This is a genomic window from Sphingomonas sp. FG14, from assembly GCF_057809675.1.
This window is the reverse complement of sequence record NZ_JBMDKK010000002.1, coordinates 151,270-166,567: the sequence shown is the minus strand read 5'-3', so window position 1 is coordinate 166,567 and position 15,298 is coordinate 151,270. Positions and strand designations below refer to the sequence as shown.

The following is a 15,298-nucleotide window of genomic DNA, read 5'->3' as shown; positions in this document are numbered from 1 at the left end:
CATGGGCGTCAAACTGGCCAGGGACAGCATCGATCTCGGCATCGTCACCGCCAATGAGGATGCGATGATCGGCTTTTACAGCGGTCTGCTCGGCCTGCCGCTGACCGGAGAGGTGACATTGCCGGACGGCGCGCGGATCCGCCGCATCGGTTGCGGGCAATCGACGCTTCGCCTCTATATTCCGGCGGCGACGCCCCGGCCGGCCGGCGATGCGCAATGGTCCGCCGTCACCGGCCTGCGCTATTGCGCGATACTGATCGACAACCTTGCCACGGTGATCGATGAATGCGCCCGGGCGGGGGCGAGGATCGTCCAGCCTATCGTGGAGCCCCACCCCGGCGTGCGGGCGGCGCTCATCGCCGATCCGGACGGCAATGTCATCGAATTGATGCAGATCGGGAATGGAGGGGAATGATGTCCGGCAAGACGTTGGTGATCACGGGCGGCAGCCGGGGCATCGGTCATGCGACCGCCAGCCGCTTCGCCGAGGCAGGCTACGGCATCGTGAATCTGTCGCGCTCGCCGGCCGCGCTTCCCCACGTCACCGATATCGCGGCCGACTTCGCCGATCCCGCATGGGCGGAGACCGCGGCCGAACCCCTGCGCGCGGCGATCGGCGAAAGCGACTCCATCTGCCTGATCCACAACAGCGCCCTGCAGGTGCCGGGCGGCACCGCCGAGATCGACATCGCCGGCCTGCGCCGCGCGCTCGAGATCAATGTCGTGGCGCCGGCCGCGCTCAATCGTATCGTGCTCCCGCTGATGCGGCCGGGTTCGTCGATCCTCTATGTGGGATCGACGCTCAGCCAGCGTGCCACGCGCGGCATGGCCGCCTATGCAACGAGCAAGCACGCGGTGGCCGGGCTGATGCGCAGCACCGCGCAGGATCTGGCCGGAACCGGCATCCACACCGCCTGCATCTGCCCCGGCTTCACCAATACCGAGATGCTGCAGGGCTATGGCGGCGAGGCGCTGAGCCATCTTGCGTCGCTGGTCACGCAAAAGCGCCTGATCGCGCCCGGGGAGATCGCCGAACTGCTGTTCCACGCCGCGCACAATCCAGTGGTGAACGGATCGATGATCCAGGCCGATCTCGGCTTCATCGAGCCTTGATATCAAGGTGCAGGGATGCTGACGCATCCGCACCTTGGAACGCTCAAGCCCGCGCCATCGCAAAATACGACTTTAATGTGAGCTTTTTTCAGTTTTAATGATCTCCTGTCGGAAACCGTTCAGATCCGGGCGAAACCGGACGCTTCCGATCGACGGAAACAGGAGGGAAGCCGTGATGGAGCATCAGATCGCAGAACTCTCGCCGCGCAAGGTTCCGCAGCAGCAAAGGGCGCAGTTCACCGTCGACTGCATCCTGGGCGCCGCCGAGTCGATCATCATCAAGAGCGGCTACGACGCCGCCACGACCAACCATATCGCGGAGGTCGCCGGCGTCAGCATCGGATCGCTCTACCAGTATTTCTCCAGCAAGGAGGCGATCGCCGCCGCACTCGTCGAAAACGCGGTGTCCAAGGCGACGGAGGTGCTGCGCGAATGCATCCTCGCCAATATGGGCAAGCCGCTGCCGGAGGCGATCCGGACGATCATCGCGGTGATCCTGGAAACCCGGCGCGAGCATAATTTCATCTTCATGCTGCTGCCACGCCAGGTGCCCAAGCTCGGCCGGCTCTCGCGCAGCGTGACCACCGAGAAATTCCTCTACAACACGGTGCGCACTTTCTACCACCAGCATCGCGACGAGATCATGGTGGAGGATCTGGAGATCGCCATGTTCGTCGCCCAGCATCTCGTGGTGGGCAGCATCGACGCCTATCTCGAGGAGAATTCGATCCTCATCACCGACGAACAGCTTGTCGATCATATCGCCGACCCGGTCGTCAAATATCTCACGAAATAGACCGGAGGCTTGGGGTGGATTTCGATTTCGACGCGGATCAACAGGCATTCATCGGCGAAGTCCGCGCGTTCCTGGACGAGGTCAGGCAATGGCCCGACGCGGCCGATATCATGTGCCCCGAACGGGAATCCGATTCGATCCTGGCCGACACCCCCGCGCGCAAGGCGTTCAACCGCGAACTGGCGCGGCGCGGCTATCTCGGCCTCTCCTGGCCTCGCGAATATGGCGGGCAGGGCCGGCCCGGCATCTACGAATATCTGCTCAACGAGGAATTGTCCCGCGTCGGCGCCCCGCTGATCGGCAAGGGCGTGGGCTGTGTCGGGCAAACCCTGATCCGCCACGGTTCCGACAGGCTGAAGCACGAATTCCTGCCGCGCATCCTGAAGGCGGAGGTCGAGTTCGCGCTGGGCTATACGGAACCGCATGCCGGATCGGACCTCGCCGCGCTCAGGCTGCGCGCCGATCGCGTCGAGAATGGCTGGCAGCTCAACGGCCAGAAGATGTTCACGACATCGGCGCATTTCGCCGACTGGTACTGGCTGGCCGCGCGCACCGATTTCGACACGCCGAAGCACAAGGGCATCAGCCTGTTCCTGCTGCCGATGGACCAGCCCGGCATCACCATCCATCCGATCGAGACGATGGGCGAGCATGTGACCAACCAGGTGTTCATCGACAATGTCTTCGTCAGCGACGACTATGTGGTGGGCGAGGTCAACAAGGGCTGGACCTATATCTGCGAGGCGCTCGATTATGAGCGTTTCACCTTCTACACCTTCAGCCCGCTCGAAGAGAAATTGAAGGCGCTGCGCACCCTGCTCTGCGCCGAGGGCGACAACCGCCCGGCGATCGCCGCCCGCCCCGATGTCCGCCGGAAACTGGCCCGCCTGACGGCCGATGTCGAACTGTCGAAGATGCTGCAGCGCCGGGTGATCCATGCCTCATCGCAAGGGGGAGTGCCGACGGTCGAGGCCGCGATGTGCAAGCTCTACAGCACGGGCCTGCATCAACGGATCGCCGATTTCGCGCTGGACAGCCTGGGCGCGGACGGCCTGCTCCACAAGGCCGACCCGCAGGCGCCCGCCGCCGGCAAATGGGAATGGTCCTACCGCGCGACCGCGCTCGATACGATCGGCGCCGGATCATCGGAGATCCAGAAGAACATCATTGCGCGTCGCGAGCTCGGCCTGCCCTTACGCTTCTAATGTTGCCAACAAGTCGCGGCGCTGTTCTGGCGCCGCGACCGCGACGATCGCGCGCGCCCTTTCCTCCGCGTCCTTGCCGCGCAGATCGGCGGCGCCATGTTCGGTGACGACGATATCGACATCATGCCCCGCCACGCTGACCGGAACACCTGCCCCAAGCCGCGCGACGATGCGCGAGCGCCCGTTCGCCGTCGATGGGAGCGCGACGATCGACAGCCCTCCCCGCGAGCGGTGTGCCGCCGCCGCGAAATCCGGCAGGCCACCGCGCGCGCTCACGGCTCTGCCACCCACCCTTTCCGCATTGACCTGACCGGACAGATCGACCTCCAGCGCCGAATTCACCGCGACGAACCCGTCGATCGCGGCGAGCGTGGCAAAGCCATGGGTGTGGGCGATCGCGCGCAGCGCGATCCCCGGCCGACCATCGAGCCAGCGCTGGAAGCCGCGTGATCCGACGATCGTGGCGCAGCAGACCGGACTGTCGGGATCGAGCGCGCCCGCTTCCGTCAGGATACGCAGCGGATCGCTCAGCAGGCCCGAATGGAGCCGCAATCGCCGACGCCCCGTGAGACGCGCGAAGACGCGGGCGGGTATCCGGCCGATCCCCGCCTGCACCGTATCACCGTCCCGGATCAGCCGCGCGACATGGCCGGCGATCGCATCGGCCACCGGATCGCCGCCATCCGCGCCCTCATGGACCGCCGGCGCCGCCGGACCGTCACGAACGACATGGGTGAAGGCGTCCAGCGCGAAAGCGAGGCCATCCGGGAGAACGGGCATATCGGGCTGGATGAGCGCGACCCGGCATGATGCGCTCGCCATCGCGGCTTCGAAGAACTCGGCGCACAGCCCGGTCGAGACCATGCCGGCGCGATCGGGCGGGCTGACGGGAACGAACAGGATGTCGGGCGCGAACCGGCCGATCTCTTGCGTGATGCCCGAATAGGTCGCGCAAAGCTGCCGATAGCGCGCCGGCCCGCCGCGCCCGGCCGGGAAGAAGCCGGTGACATTACCGGAGGCGCGAAGCGCCGGCCCGTCGAAGCGATTGAGGCCCGACACGAACGAGGTCAGCACGGAGAGATGGGCGAAACTCTCCGGCGATGTCGCGGCCAGTGCATGCAGCGCGGCGGGTTCGCCGCTGGTGCCGGGCATGAACAACCGTTCGGACCGGGCCAGCAGCACCGGCACGGCGTCCAGGCCGACCTGCCTCACCGCCATGACGCGTCTCGCCCGGCATCGAAGAGGTTCAGGCGATTTCCGACATGCACGAGCGAGCAAACGCCCATCACCTCATTCTCGCGTTCGCGCAAAGGTGTCCGGGCTTTCGGAGAAGCGAATGATTGAACGGGAAATGCCCGGCACACTTGGCGTCCGGATAACGCACAAGCCCTCCAACCGTCCGGGCTGAGCCTGTCGAAGCCCTGTTTTTCCTTTGGCTCGAAGGAGAAGGACAGGGCTTCGACAGGCTCAGCCCGAGCGGATCTGGTGGCGGCAGCGATATGAAAGCCGGAATCCATACGAACACGCGCATCGCCCTTCCTCAACGAGGACGAAAACGGATCGGCACCGAATTGAAGCCCTGCAGGAATTCGCCGACGATGCGGCGGCACCCGTCGCGCTCGACCTCGAACGCATCGATCGCGCCCAGCATCTCCTCAATCAGGATGCGCCCTTCGAGCCGGGCGAGATGCTGGCCCAGGCAGAAATGCAGGCCCGTGCCGAACGACAGGTTGCGCCGCTGGATTCGCCGGATATCGAAACGATGCGGATCGGCGAACTCGCGCCCGTCACGGCAGGCGGCGGCGTAGAGGAACAGCACCGACTGCCCCGCGCGCATCGTCTCGCCATGGAGCGGCAGGTCGCGCACCAGCCGGCGGCCGAGCAGGTTGGTCGGCTGATCGAAGCGCACGGCTTCCTCGAAGGCGCCGGCGGCGAGCGCCGGATCGTCGCGCAACGCCGAAAGCTGATCGGGATGCCGGTCGAGCTGGTAGATGCATCCCGCGGTCGACAGCGGCACCGTATCCGATCCGGTGATGATCATCGCGAAGATGTTGAAGAAAAGCTGGTCGACGCTCAGCCCCTCGTCGAAACCGGCATTGAGCCAGGCGACGATATGGCTGTGTTCGGCCGGCGGCGATCGGCGATACTGCTCGATCAGGCCGACGATATAATCATGCGCCTCGGCAAAGGCCCGCCCGCCCGCCTCGGTGGTGCCGCGCACACCCGGCTCGCGCGTGTAGAAACGATCGATACAGTCGCGGATCCGCAGCACCTCCTCGATCCTCAGCCCGACAAAGGCGGCGATGATCTCGAGCGCGGTGCGGCTGGCGAGGCGATGGACGTCGAGCCGCCCCTCCTCCAGCATCGGCGCCATCAGCCGACGGACGACCTGGCGGACATGGTCGTCGATCGTCGCGATCTTGTCCTTGGTATAGGCGCGCGCGATCAGGTTGCGGTGTTTCGCATGCTGGGGCGGATCCATGAACAGGAACACCGCCGGCGGCGGATCGGACGACAGGAACAGCGCGTCGGTCGACGTGCCATGGCTGGCGGTGAAGGACGCGCGATCCATGCTCGCCTGCCAGACATCCTCGAAGCGGGACAGCGCCCAGCAGTCGAGATCCTCAATATAACAGGCCGGCGCCTCGTCCTGCATCCGGGCATAGATGGGCCAGGGATCGGCCCACAGCGCCTCGTTATAGGGGGAGTAATCAATACCCATGGTCATTCCTCATCCCGAGATCGCCGCGACGGCCGCTTTGACGGCGGGGCTGTTTCCGGCAGGCTATCAGAGCGCATCGGCCGAGCACCTCGCATTGGGCTCATTTCCGGTTCGGCGACGCCAGCCTCGCGATCAGAGCACGGGTCTCCTCGCTCGCCAGCCGTTCGGAGAGCCGGTCCATCTCGGTCGCCATGATCTCCGCGACGTCACGCCGCTTCGGCGCGCGCATCAGCGCCCGGCTCGACGCCACCGCCGCCGCGGGCAGCGCGGCCAGCCGCTCGGCCGCCGCGCGCGCATGGTCATCCGGGGACATATCGGTGACGCATTCGGTGACGAGGCCGATATCGAGCGCATCCCCCGCATCCATGGGATCGCCGAGCAGCAGCCACCGCGCGGCGCGGGCATGGCCCGCCATGCGCGGCAGCAGATAGGAAGAGGCGAATTCGGGCACGAGCCCCAGCCGCGTGAACGGCAGGTGGAAACGCGTGCCCGGCGCGCAATAGACAAGGTCGAAATGCAGCAGCATCGTCGCGCCGATGCCCACCGCATTGCCCGAGACCGCCGCGACAAGAGGCTTCGGGCAATCGAGCAGCGCGGTCATGAACCGGTAGCCGGGGCGCTCGTCCCTGGGCAGGTGGCGCACGCGTTCGAAACCGGCCGCGTCATTGCCCGCGCAAAAGGAGGGACCCGCCGCCGTGACCAGGACGGCCCTGATCGCTTCGTCGGCCGACGCCGCCGCGATCGCCGCGCGCATGCCGTCATACATGGCCGGGGTGAGCGCGTTGCGCGCCGCCGGCCGGTCCAGCCGGATGTGCAGGATCGCGCCCGCCCGTTCGATGACCAACCCATCGGGGTGAGGGAGCGGGCCGGTACCGGCTTTCTCAAACGGACTCTCAGGCCGCAATGTGGAAACCGCCATCGACCGAGAGGTGCTGGCCGGTGATGTAGCTGGCGGCGTCGGTCAGAAAAAACCATGTCGCGGGCGCCACTTCGGCCGCGTCGCAGAAACGGCCCAGCGGGATCTGGCGCAGATAGCGGTCACGGAACTTCTCGGTGCGGATGGTGTCGGTCATCGGCGTTTCGACGACGCCGTAGCAGATGCTGTTCACGGTGATGCCGTGGCGCGCCCATTCGCGCGCCGCGCTCATGGTGAGGCCGAGCACGCCCGATTTGGCGGCGCCATAGTTGATCTGGCCGATCGTTCCCCGGCGCCCGGCATCCGAGGAGATGTTGACGATCCGCCCAGACACGGGATCGCCGCGACCGGCCCTGTCGATCAGCCTGCGGCCGACCGCGCGCAGGCAGAGGAACGCCCCGGTCAGGTTGACGTCGATCACCTGCTGCCAGGTGGCGAGTTCCATCTCGTGCGCCATCGCGGCGCGGACGATGCCGGCATTGTTGATCAGCCCGTGCAGATCGCCGAAGCGCGCGACGGCCTGATCCGCCATCGCTTCCACCTCCGCCTCGACCGCGACATTGACGGTCAGCGCCAGCAACCTGGGGTTCGCGATCTCGGCGGCCGCCTGATCGAGCAGCGCCGTGTTGATATCGACCATCACGACATTGGCACCGCGCGCCAGGCCGAATTCGACCAGGGCGCGGCCGACGCCCTGCGCGCCGCCGGTGACGATATAGGTGCGGCCGTCCAGCCGATAGGGTTCGCTCATGCGGGAAGTCCTGTCATTCTGGTCAAGCTCAGCACGTCCCGAGGATCGAGATGCTGCAGACATTCTTGTTGGGATAGCCGCCGAGATTGTGGGTGAGGCCAAGCCGGGGGCTGCCGAGCTGCCGCTCCCCCGCATTGCCGCGAAGCTGCTGATAGACCTCATAGGCCATGCGCAGGCCGGTGGCCCCGATCGGATGACCGAAGCATTTGAGGCCGCCGTCGATATTGCAGGGCACCTGGCCCGTGCTGTCGAAGCTGCCGGCCAGCACCGCGCGCCACCCCTGCCCCGGATCGGCCAGACCGAGATCCTCCATCGTCACCAGTTCGGTGATCGAGAAACAGTCATGCACCTCGATCAGGTCGAGCTCGGCGCGCGGGTCGCGGATGCCGGCCTCCCGATAGGCGCGCTGGGCGGCCAGCCGCGTGGTCACGGCATAGCTGCCGTCCCAGCCGTCGAACCCGACTTCCGATCCGTTGCTGAGCGCGAGCTGCATCGACTTGACGGTGACGAGCGGGCCGGTGCGCCCCAGCCTCTCCGCGATCGCCGGGGTCGTGACGATCGCGCAGGCCGATCCGTCGCTGACCCCGCAACAGTCATAGAGGCCCAGCGGATAGGCGATCATCGGCGCGGCCAGGATCTTCTCCTTGCTGACGCGCGAACGCAGATGCGCCTTTGGATTGCGCGCGCCATTCTCGTGGCTCTTCCACGAGACATGGGCCATCGCTTCCTTGAGCCCGTCCATGTCGATGCCGTGGCGCGCGACATAGGCGCTGGCGAACTGGGCGAAGCTGCCCGGCGCGGTGACGCTGGGGAACCAGAGATCCTCGAACGTGCCCTTTGTGCGTTCAGGCAGGCCGCCATAGCCGGTGTCCTTCAGCTTTTCGACACCCATGGCGAGCGCGATGTCATAGGCGCCGGAGGCGACGCCATAGACGGCGCCGCGCAGCGCCTCCGTCCCCGTGGCGCACATATTCTCGACGCGGGTCGCCGCGATATTGGGCAGACGCAGCGCGGAGGTGAGCGACAGCGCGGACTTGCCGAGCCCATGTTCGTCGACCGACATGCCGAACCACGCCGCCTCGATCCGATCCTGCTCGATCCCGGCATCGGCCAGCGCCTCCGCGAAGGATTCGACCATCAGGTCCTCGGCGCTGCAATCCCAGCGTTCGCCGAAGCGGCTGCACCCCATGCCCAGAATGGCGACCTTGTCCCGGATACCCTCAGCCATGGGCCGACTCCTGCGATGTGGATGGTGCGGTGGCGGCGCGGGGCGGGATCGCTTTCCAGCAATAGCGGCGGAAACCGCGCTTCTCGTCCACGTCCTTGATGCGGAAGGCGAGTTCCAGCGGCGCGCCGACATGAAGCTCGCCGGGTTCGAAATCGCTGAACTCCAGCATGGCGACGCCGCCGCCCTCGAAGCGGATATTGCCGTACATCAGCGGCGGATTGAACGAGAGGCCCAGCCAGTCCTCGGTGAAGGACTTCACGGTCGCGCGCTTGTCGGCGAAGGCTTCCGGTTCCTGTGTGTCGGTCGCATGGCATTCGGGGTTCACGCACACCCGCGAACGCGGAAACTGGGGCGTGCCGCACGCGGCGCAGCGCCCGCCCACCGCCTGGGTGACGGTCTGGCGATGACGGAAAAAGGCCGATTGCGCGGTGCGGTTGTCGCGTTCCGCGCGCATGCCCCAATCCATCTGGAGCAGGCCGTTGAAGGAGAGGAAGCGCAGATAATTGCGGTCGGCGACGCCGCTGGCCACCTGGGCATCGGCCCCGGTCATCGCGCGGGCCTCGCCGATGCGGTCGGTGGCGCGCAGCAGGATCGCCTCCGCGCCATGGCCATAGCCGAGCAGCAGGATCAATTCGCCCGGCGCGGCCGCCTGCAACGCCTTGGTCAGCAGCAGCAGCGGATGCGCCGTGCCGGTGTCTCCCACCTCGCCATGCAGATCCGAGACGACGGCTTCGGCGGCGATGCCGCAGCGTTTCGCCACCGCCTGCGCTTCCTGCGCCGAAAAATGCGCGAACACGCAATGGCCGAGGTCCGCCGCGGCCACGCCCGCCTTTTCGAGCAAGGCGGAGACGAGCGGCGGGATGATCCCGAACTGGCCGAGCTCGCGCGCCCAGCGTTCCTCCAGCACATAATCGAACCGGGCGTCGCGCGAACGATAATGATCGTTGAAATCGACCGAGACCGATTGCGACGCCACATATTCGGCGATCAGGTCGCGCGATCCGACGAGGATGGCGGCGGCGCCGTCCCCCAGCCTGAGTTCCTGCGGGCTGCCCGGGCGCGCCTGCCGGTTGTCGGCCGCGATGACGAGTTCGTCGCCGCCCGCCTCGATCGCGCCGAGCAGCGCGCCCACGCCCGATCGCAGCGATCCGGACAGGTCGGCCGTGCGGATCGTCGCGGGCAGCGACAATGCCTCGCCGATCAGCGTGGCGTTCAGCCGGTCGGCGAAGGGCATGGTGGTGGACGCGAAGCGGAGCGCGGTGACCGGCGCGTCGCCGGCCCCGGCGAACGGCACCGCCCTGCCCGCCGCCACCGCCATGGTGATGCTGTCCTCGTCATGCGCGCACATCGCGCGGGCGCCGCGCGCGGCGTTCACCAGTCCGGGGCTGGCCCAGGCATTGGCCTGTGCGATCGTCTTCCGATCGAGCCGGCGGCGCGGAACATAGGCGCCGAACGACATGATGCCGCGTTTCTGCAAGGCTGACTCCCGATTGGCGAAGAGGGAACGGCCACGCTTCGGCGCCGCCCGTCGAACTGCGATCCGGCTATCGGCCCGCCCGCTCAGCTTGAACTCGCATCGCCTTGCACTTTCGCTCGGCCGCATGCGCGCGGATCGCGACCTACAGGATCGCGACCGATTGCGAGTTTGATGTGAGGGAGGCGCTTCCTAGCCTCGCCAGCCAGTCAATCACCGGGCCAGGAAGCGAGACCGATCGATGAACGCGGCGGGCGAAGCGGAACATATCACCATGCTGCGCGAGACGTTGCGCCGCTTCATCGACAAGGAGATGCCACGCGACAAGGTCGGCCGCTGGGACAAGGAGAATCATTTCCCGCGCGAGGTTCACCTGAAGCTCGCCGAACTGGGGCTGACCGGCCTGACCGTTCCGGAGCAATATGGCGGCAGCGGGCGCGACATCACCGCGACGATCGTGACGATCGAGGAATTGTGCTCGCGCAGCATGGCAGTCGGCTGCGCCTATATCCAGTCGAGCTGCTATGCCGGGCTCAACCTGGTCGAGGTCGCATCGGACGCGCAACGCCGCGAATTGCTGCCGCGCGTGGCATCGGAAGGGCTGATGTTCGCCTATGGCTTCACCGAGCCCGATGTCGGCGCCGACCTTGCCTCGGTGCGCACCACGGCGCGGCGGGACGGCGACGAACTGGTGATCCGCGGCAGCAAGCGCTTCTGCTCGGGCGCCGCCATTTCCGATTATATCTATGCGCTGGTCCGCACCGGCCCGGCGGAGGAGCGATACCGCAACCTGTCGCTCGTGCTGATCCCGCCGCACGCGCCGGGCGTGACGCTGGAGCCGCAGGACACGCTGGGGCTGAAGGGCGGCGGCACGTTCGACGTGACCTTCGACGATGTCCGCATTCCCGTCGCCAATGTCGTCGGCGGGGAGGAGGGCATCGGACAGGGCTGGGCGAAGCTGGTGGGGCCTGGCCTGGACGTCGAGAAGATCGAGGTGGCGGCGATGGCGCTGGGCATCGCGCGCGGCGCCATCGCGGATGCCTGGGCCTATGCGCAGGAGCGCGTCCAGTTCGGCAAGCCGATCTGCACCATCCAGTCGATCCGCCACATGCTCGCCGACGCCCGGACTCGCTTCGAGGCCTGCCGGCTGATGACATACAACGCCGCCGCGCTGATCGACGCGCATCAGCCGGCGGCGGTGGAGACCGCGATGGCCAAGCTGTTCGTGTGCGACACCGCGCGCGACATCGTGCTCTCCTGCCAGCAGATCCTGGGCGCCTATGGCTATGTCCGCGATTTCGACATGGAACGTTATGTCCGCGACATATTGGTGATGCCGATCCTGGGCGGATCCTCGGCGATCCAGCGCAACAACATCGCCAACCTGCTGAAGCTGCCGCGCTGATGAGCGGCCTCAACGCACTGCTGGGCCTGCGCCTGATCGGCATGGAGGGCGATGGCTTCGCCGTCGCGCTCGACATCGACGATCGCCATCATCACGATCTCGGCCTCGTCCATGGCGGCATCTATCTCACGCTCGCGGACGTCGCGATGGCTCGCATCGCCATGCATCATCTCGGTGGAGGCAATGTGCGGACGGCGGAGCTCAGGACCAGTTTCCTGCGCCCCTTCGCCACGGGCCCGATCATCGCGCGCGGGCGGATCGTTTCGGCCGGCCGGCGCCTGATCTTCGCCGAAGCACGGATCGAAGGCGGCGGACGGCTGCTCGCGACGGCATCGGCGACGCTCGCGATCTCGGGAGAGGCGGCATGACACGCACCTGTCTTGCCCTGCTGGCGGCGCTGCTGTGCTGGCTGGCCCCGGCCCATGCCGCCGCCGAACAGCCGGGCCGTTTCGAACTTGTCACCCTGGGCACGCTTGGCGGCCCCTTGCCCAGCCCGATCCGCTCGCAGCCCGCCAACCTGCTGACCAACGGCGCCGACTCCTACCTGATCGACAGCGGCGATGGCGCGGCGGACGCCATGGCGGCGGCCGGCGCAAGCTTCGCCTCGCTGCGCGGCATCTTCCTAACCCATCTCCATTTCGATCATATCGGCGGGCTGTTCGCCGTGCTCGGCCTGCGCTTCCAGCTCGACACGCCCGGCCCGCTCACCATCCATGGCCCGCGCGGCACGAGGGACCTGGTGAACGGGCTGCTCGCCGCGATGGAGCCGAGCGCGGCCGTCCGCTACGGCGTGCCCGGCGAGCGCCATGTTCCGCCCGCGCGGAATATCGAGGTGGTGGAGCTGACCGACAATTCAATCGTCAGGATCGGCGGCCTCGCCGTCTCGGCGGTGGTGAACAGCCATTACAGCTTTCCGCCCGGCAGCCCCGAACATGCGCGGCACCAGTCGCTCTCCTACCGGTTCGACCTGCCCGACCGGTCGATCGTGTTCACCGGAGACACCGGCCCGTCCCCGGCGGTGGAAAAACTCGCGGCGGGCGCGGACCTGCTGGTCGCGGAGCTGATCGATCTGCCCAACACGCTGGTCAGGCTGGAGGCATTCTCGAAGACCATCTCGCCGCAGGCCAAGGCCGAATGGGCGGAGCATTTCGAGAAACAGCATCTGGTGCCCGCCGAAATCGGCGACATGGCGCGCCGCGCGGGCGTAGGCGCGGTGATCGTCTCGCATCTGGCCGGCACCAGGGAAGACGCGGCGCTGCCTTATGTGGCGGATATCGCCAGGCGCTATGACGGGCCGGTCATCATCGCGAACGACATGCAGCGCTTCTGACGACGCCCCTGCCATGGCGCGGGTAAGCCATGGCAGGGGCCGCGCGCCCTCAGGCGCGGAGGTCGAAGCGGTCCGCGTTCATCACCTTCGTCCAGGCGGCGACGAAATCGGCGACGAAACTCTCGCCGGCATCGCTCGCCGCATAGACTTCGGACAAGGCGCGAAGCTGCGAGTTCGAACCGAACACCAGATCGGTGCGGGTGGCGGTCCATTTCTCGGCGTCGGTCGCGCGGCAGGTGCCGACGAACACCTCGTCGCCACGATCGCTGACTTCCTTCCACGCCGTGCCCATGTCGAGCAGGTTGACGAAGAAGTCGTTGGTGAGCTGGCCCGGCCGATCGGTCAGCACGCCATGCCGTGAACCGCCATGATTGGCGCCGAGCACGCGCAGGCCGCCCACCAGCACCGTCATCTCCGGCGCGCTGAGACCGAGCAACTGGGCGCGGTCGATCAGCAACTCCTCCGTGGGCACGCTGAAGCGCACCGACAGGTAATTGCGGAAGCCATCCGCCTTGGGCTCCAGCGGCTCGAAGCTTTCGACATCGGTCTGTTCCTGCGTCGCGTCGGCGCGGCCGGGCGTGAACGGCACCGTCACGTCATGGCCGGCATCCTTCGCCGCCTTTTCGATCGCGGCGCCGCCGCCCAGTACGATCAGATCGGCCAGGCTGACCTTCACGTTGCCTTGCGCCGCACCGTCGAAATCACCCTTGATGGTTTCAAGCACCCCGAGCACGCGGGCGAGTTGATCGGGCTGATTGACCGCCCAGTCCTTTTGCGGCGCCAGGCGGATGCGCGCGCCGTTCGCGCCACCGCGCTTGTCCGAACCACGGAAGGTGGAGGCGGACGCCCATGCGGTCTGGACGAGGTCGGCGACGCTCAGCCCCGATGCGAGGATGCTGCGCTTGAGATCGGCGATCTCGGCATCGCCGATCAGCGCATGGTCCACCGCCGGGATCGGATCCTGCCAGATCAGGTCCTCGGCCGGCACCTCCGGCCCGAGATAGCGAACCTTCGGCCCCATGTCGCGATGCGTCAGCTTGAACCAGGCACGCGCGAAGGCATCGGCGAACTGGTCGGGATTGGCGCGGAACCGTTCGGATATCTCGCGATATTTCGGATCGACCTTGAACGCCATGTCGGCGGTGGTCATCATCGTCGGCACGCGCCGATCCGGGCTATGCGCGCCGGGCGCCATGTCCTCCGGCTTCTGGTCCCTGGGCTGCCATTGCCATGCGCCGGCCGGGCTTTTCACCAGATCATACTCATAGTCGAGCAGCATGCGGAAATAGTTCATCGACCACTGGATCGGCGTCGGCGTCCACGGTCCTTCGAGACCGCTGGTGATGGTGTGATCGCCCACGCCGCTTTCATGGCCGCTCTGCCAGCCGAGCCCCTGCTGCGCGATATCCGCGCCCTCGGGCTCTGCGCCGACCTTCGAGGCGTCGCCGGCACCATGGCATTTGCCGAAGGTGTGGCCGCCGGCGGTCAGCGCCAGCGTCTCCTCGTCATCCATCGCCATGCGGGCAAACGTCTCGCGGATGTCGCGCGCCGACATCATCGGATCGGGCTTGCCGCCCGGCCCCTCGGGATTGACGTAGATCAGGCCCATCTGGATCGCGGCGAGCGGGTTTTCGAGCGCCCTGCCCGATTCCTCCTCGATCCGCGTGGCGCCCAGCCATTCTTCCTCGGTGCCCCAGTAAATGTCCTTTTCGGGCTCGAACACGTCCTCGCGCCCGCCGCCGAAGCCGAAGACCGGTCCGCCCATCGATTCGATCGCGACATTGCCCGCCAGGATCAGCAGATCGGCCCAGGAAAGCTTGCGGCCATATTTCTGCTTGATCGGCCAGAGCAGGCGGCGCGCCTTGTCGAGATTGGCGTTGTCGGGCCAGCTATTGAGCGGCGCGAAGCGCTGTGATCCCGACGATGCGCCGCCACGGCCGTCGCCGGTGCGATAGGTGCCCGCGCTGTGCCAGGCCATGCGGATGAAGAAGGGGCCGTAATGACCGTAATCCGCCGGCCACCAGGGCTGGCTGTCGGTCATCAGCGCGTGGAGATCCGCCTTCACCGCCGCATAGTCGAGCGACTTGAACGCCTTAGCATAATCGAAGCCGTCGCCCATCGGATTGCCGGTCAGGCCGTTCTGGTGAAGGATGTCGAGCGAGAGCTGGTTGGGCCACCAGTCCCGGTTGGTTCGGCCCAGCAGCGATCGCAGTGCCGCGGGCTCCTTGCCCGGATCGCTCAATGGGCTGCCGCTTGTCGTCGCATCCATGGAATTGCTCCTCTCCGATTCCCCGCTGGCAGCAGACTATGCCTGTAACGCGCCTGCGGGAAACGATCCGTGTCCATCAGAGAGAATTA

Annotated in this window: 14 protein-coding genes; 7 read left to right on the top strand and 7 right to left on the bottom strand. The window is 66.8% G+C overall.

The window, feature by feature from the left end; genetic code table 11:
• Nucleotide 1: 1 nt before the first annotated feature.
• The 4 genes from ACODTA_RS08945 to ACODTA_RS08930 all read left to right on the top strand — a co-directional run bounded on the left by ACODTA_RS08945 (nucleotide 2) and on the right by ACODTA_RS08930 (nucleotide 3,114).
• Complete coding sequence (locus ACODTA_RS08945; protein WP_489065557.1) at nucleotides 2-415, top strand: VOC family protein; 414 nt, start codon at nucleotides 2-4, stop codon at nucleotides 413-415.
• Nucleotides 415-1,113 carry an SDR family NAD(P)-dependent oxidoreductase gene (locus tag ACODTA_RS08940; RefSeq protein ID WP_489065556.1) on the top strand — a complete coding sequence of 233 codons (699 nt, stop codon included), beginning with the start codon at nucleotides 415-417 and terminating at the stop codon, nucleotides 1,111-1,113. Before ACODTA_RS08945 ends, ACODTA_RS08940 begins: the two co-directional genes overlap by 1 nt.
• A gap of 175 nt (nucleotides 1,114-1,288) precedes the next feature.
• On the top strand, nucleotides 1,289-1,909 hold the full coding sequence (locus ACODTA_RS08935; RefSeq protein ID WP_489065555.1) for a TetR/AcrR family transcriptional regulator: 621 nt from the start codon (nucleotides 1,289-1,291) through the stop codon (nucleotides 1,907-1,909).
• Nucleotides 1,910-1,923: 14 nt separating this feature from the next.
• Complete coding sequence (locus ACODTA_RS08930; protein WP_489065554.1) at nucleotides 1,924-3,114, top strand: acyl-CoA dehydrogenase family protein; 1,191 nt, start codon at nucleotides 1,924-1,926, stop codon at nucleotides 3,112-3,114.
• Here the strand turns inward: ACODTA_RS08930 and ACODTA_RS08925 are convergent.
• The 6 genes from ACODTA_RS08925 to ACODTA_RS08900 all read right to left on the bottom strand — a co-directional run bounded on the left by ACODTA_RS08925 (nucleotide 3,103) and on the right by ACODTA_RS08900 (nucleotide 10,208).
• Nucleotides 3,103-4,332 (bottom strand): acetyl-CoA hydrolase/transferase C-terminal domain-containing protein, encoded by a 1,230-nt coding sequence (locus ACODTA_RS08925; RefSeq protein WP_489065553.1) that lies wholly within the window; start codon nucleotides 4,330-4,332, stop codon nucleotides 3,103-3,105. The two genes, ACODTA_RS08930 and ACODTA_RS08925, sit on opposite strands and share 12 nt — an antisense overlap.
• Nucleotides 4,333-4,654: 322 nt before the next feature.
• The gene (locus ACODTA_RS08920; RefSeq protein WP_489065552.1) at nucleotides 4,655-5,836 is read right to left on the bottom strand and encodes a cytochrome P450; all 1,182 of its coding nucleotides are present in this window, start codon (nucleotides 5,834-5,836) and stop codon (nucleotides 4,655-4,657) included.
• A 100-nt stretch (nucleotides 5,837-5,936) separates the two neighbouring features.
• Nucleotides 5,937-6,680, bottom strand: a complete 744-nt coding sequence (locus ACODTA_RS08915; RefSeq protein WP_489065551.1) for an enoyl-CoA hydratase/isomerase family protein — start codon at nucleotides 6,678-6,680, stop codon at nucleotides 5,937-5,939.
• A 49-nt stretch (nucleotides 6,681-6,729) separates the two neighbouring features.
• On the bottom strand, nucleotides 6,730-7,503 hold the full coding sequence (locus tag ACODTA_RS08910; protein ID WP_489065550.1) for an SDR family NAD(P)-dependent oxidoreductase: 774 nt from the start codon (nucleotides 7,501-7,503) through the stop codon (nucleotides 6,730-6,732).
• A 28-nt stretch (nucleotides 7,504-7,531) separates the two neighbouring features.
• A complete protein-coding gene (locus tag ACODTA_RS08905) occupies nucleotides 7,532-8,731 on the bottom strand; it encodes an acetyl-CoA acetyltransferase (RefSeq protein ID WP_489065549.1) in 1,200 nt (399 codons plus the stop codon).
• Complete coding sequence (locus ACODTA_RS08900) at nucleotides 8,724-10,208, bottom strand: 3-oxoacyl-[acyl-carrier-protein] synthase III C-terminal domain-containing protein (RefSeq protein WP_489065548.1); 1,485 nt, start codon at nucleotides 10,206-10,208, stop codon at nucleotides 8,724-8,726. Before ACODTA_RS08900 ends, ACODTA_RS08905 begins: the two co-directional genes overlap by 8 nt.
• A gap of 238 nt (nucleotides 10,209-10,446) precedes the next feature.
• Here ACODTA_RS08900 and ACODTA_RS08895 point away from each other — a divergent pair, with 238 nt between their 5' ends.
• Genes ACODTA_RS08895 through ACODTA_RS08885 form a run of 3 tightly spaced genes read left to right on the top strand, consistent with a single transcriptional unit; the run spans nucleotide 10,447 to nucleotide 12,940 of the window.
• Nucleotides 10,447-11,610 carry an acyl-CoA dehydrogenase family protein gene (locus tag ACODTA_RS08895; RefSeq protein WP_489065547.1) on the top strand — a complete coding sequence of 388 codons (1,164 nt, stop codon included), beginning with the start codon at nucleotides 10,447-10,449 and terminating at the stop codon, nucleotides 11,608-11,610.
• Nucleotides 11,610-11,978 (top strand): PaaI family thioesterase, encoded by a 369-nt coding sequence (locus ACODTA_RS08890; RefSeq protein WP_489065546.1) that lies wholly within the window; start codon nucleotides 11,610-11,612, stop codon nucleotides 11,976-11,978. The genes ACODTA_RS08895 and ACODTA_RS08890 overlap by 1 nt, the downstream gene beginning before the upstream one ends.
• Nucleotides 11,975-12,940, top strand: a complete 966-nt coding sequence (locus ACODTA_RS08885; protein ID WP_489065545.1) for an MBL fold metallo-hydrolase — start codon at nucleotides 11,975-11,977, stop codon at nucleotides 12,938-12,940. The genes ACODTA_RS08890 and ACODTA_RS08885 overlap by 4 nt, the downstream gene beginning before the upstream one ends.
• Nucleotides 12,941-12,989: 49 nt before the next feature.
• Here the strand turns inward: ACODTA_RS08885 and katG are convergent, their stop codons facing one another.
• The gene (gene katG / locus ACODTA_RS08880; RefSeq protein ID WP_489065544.1) at nucleotides 12,990-15,209 is read right to left on the bottom strand and encodes a catalase/peroxidase HPI; all 2,220 of its coding nucleotides are present in this window, start codon (nucleotides 15,207-15,209) and stop codon (nucleotides 12,990-12,992) included.
• Nucleotides 15,210-15,298: the final 89 nt, after the last annotated feature.

Excerpts from the sequence above, each read along its gene's own strand:
- ACODTA_RS08945 (WP_489065557.1), top strand. The coding sequence starts at position 2 with ATGGGCGTCAAACTGGCCAGGGACAGCATCGATCTCGGCATCGTCACC.
- ACODTA_RS08940 (WP_489065556.1), top strand. The coding sequence starts at position 415 with ATGTCCGGCAAGACGTTGGTGATCACGGGCGGCAGCCGGGGCATCGGT.
- ACODTA_RS08935 (WP_489065555.1), top strand. The coding sequence starts at position 1,289 with ATGGAGCATCAGATCGCAGAACTCTCGCCGCGCAAGGTTCCGCAGCAG.
- ACODTA_RS08925 (WP_489065553.1), bottom strand. The coding sequence starts at position 4,332 with ATGGCGGTGAGGCAGGTCGGCCTGGACGCCGTGCCGGTGCTGCTGGCC.
- ACODTA_RS08920 (WP_489065552.1), bottom strand. The coding sequence starts at position 5,836 with ATGGGTATTGATTACTCCCCCTATAACGAGGCGCTGTGGGCCGATCCC.
- ACODTA_RS08910 (WP_489065550.1), bottom strand. The coding sequence starts at position 7,503 with ATGAGCGAACCCTATCGGCTGGACGGCCGCACCTATATCGTCACCGGC.
- ACODTA_RS08905 (WP_489065549.1), bottom strand. The coding sequence starts at position 8,731 with ATGGCTGAGGGTATCCGGGACAAGGTCGCCATTCTGGGCATGGGGTGC.
- ACODTA_RS08895 (WP_489065547.1), top strand. The coding sequence starts at position 10,447 with ATGAACGCGGCGGGCGAAGCGGAACATATCACCATGCTGCGCGAGACG.
- ACODTA_RS08890 (WP_489065546.1), top strand. The coding sequence starts at position 11,610 with ATGAGCGGCCTCAACGCACTGCTGGGCCTGCGCCTGATCGGCATGGAG.
- ACODTA_RS08885 (WP_489065545.1), top strand. The coding sequence starts at position 11,975 with ATGACACGCACCTGTCTTGCCCTGCTGGCGGCGCTGCTGTGCTGGCTG.
- katG (WP_489065544.1), bottom strand. The coding sequence starts at position 15,209 with ATGGATGCGACGACAAGCGGCAGCCCATTGAGCGATCCGGGCAAGGAG.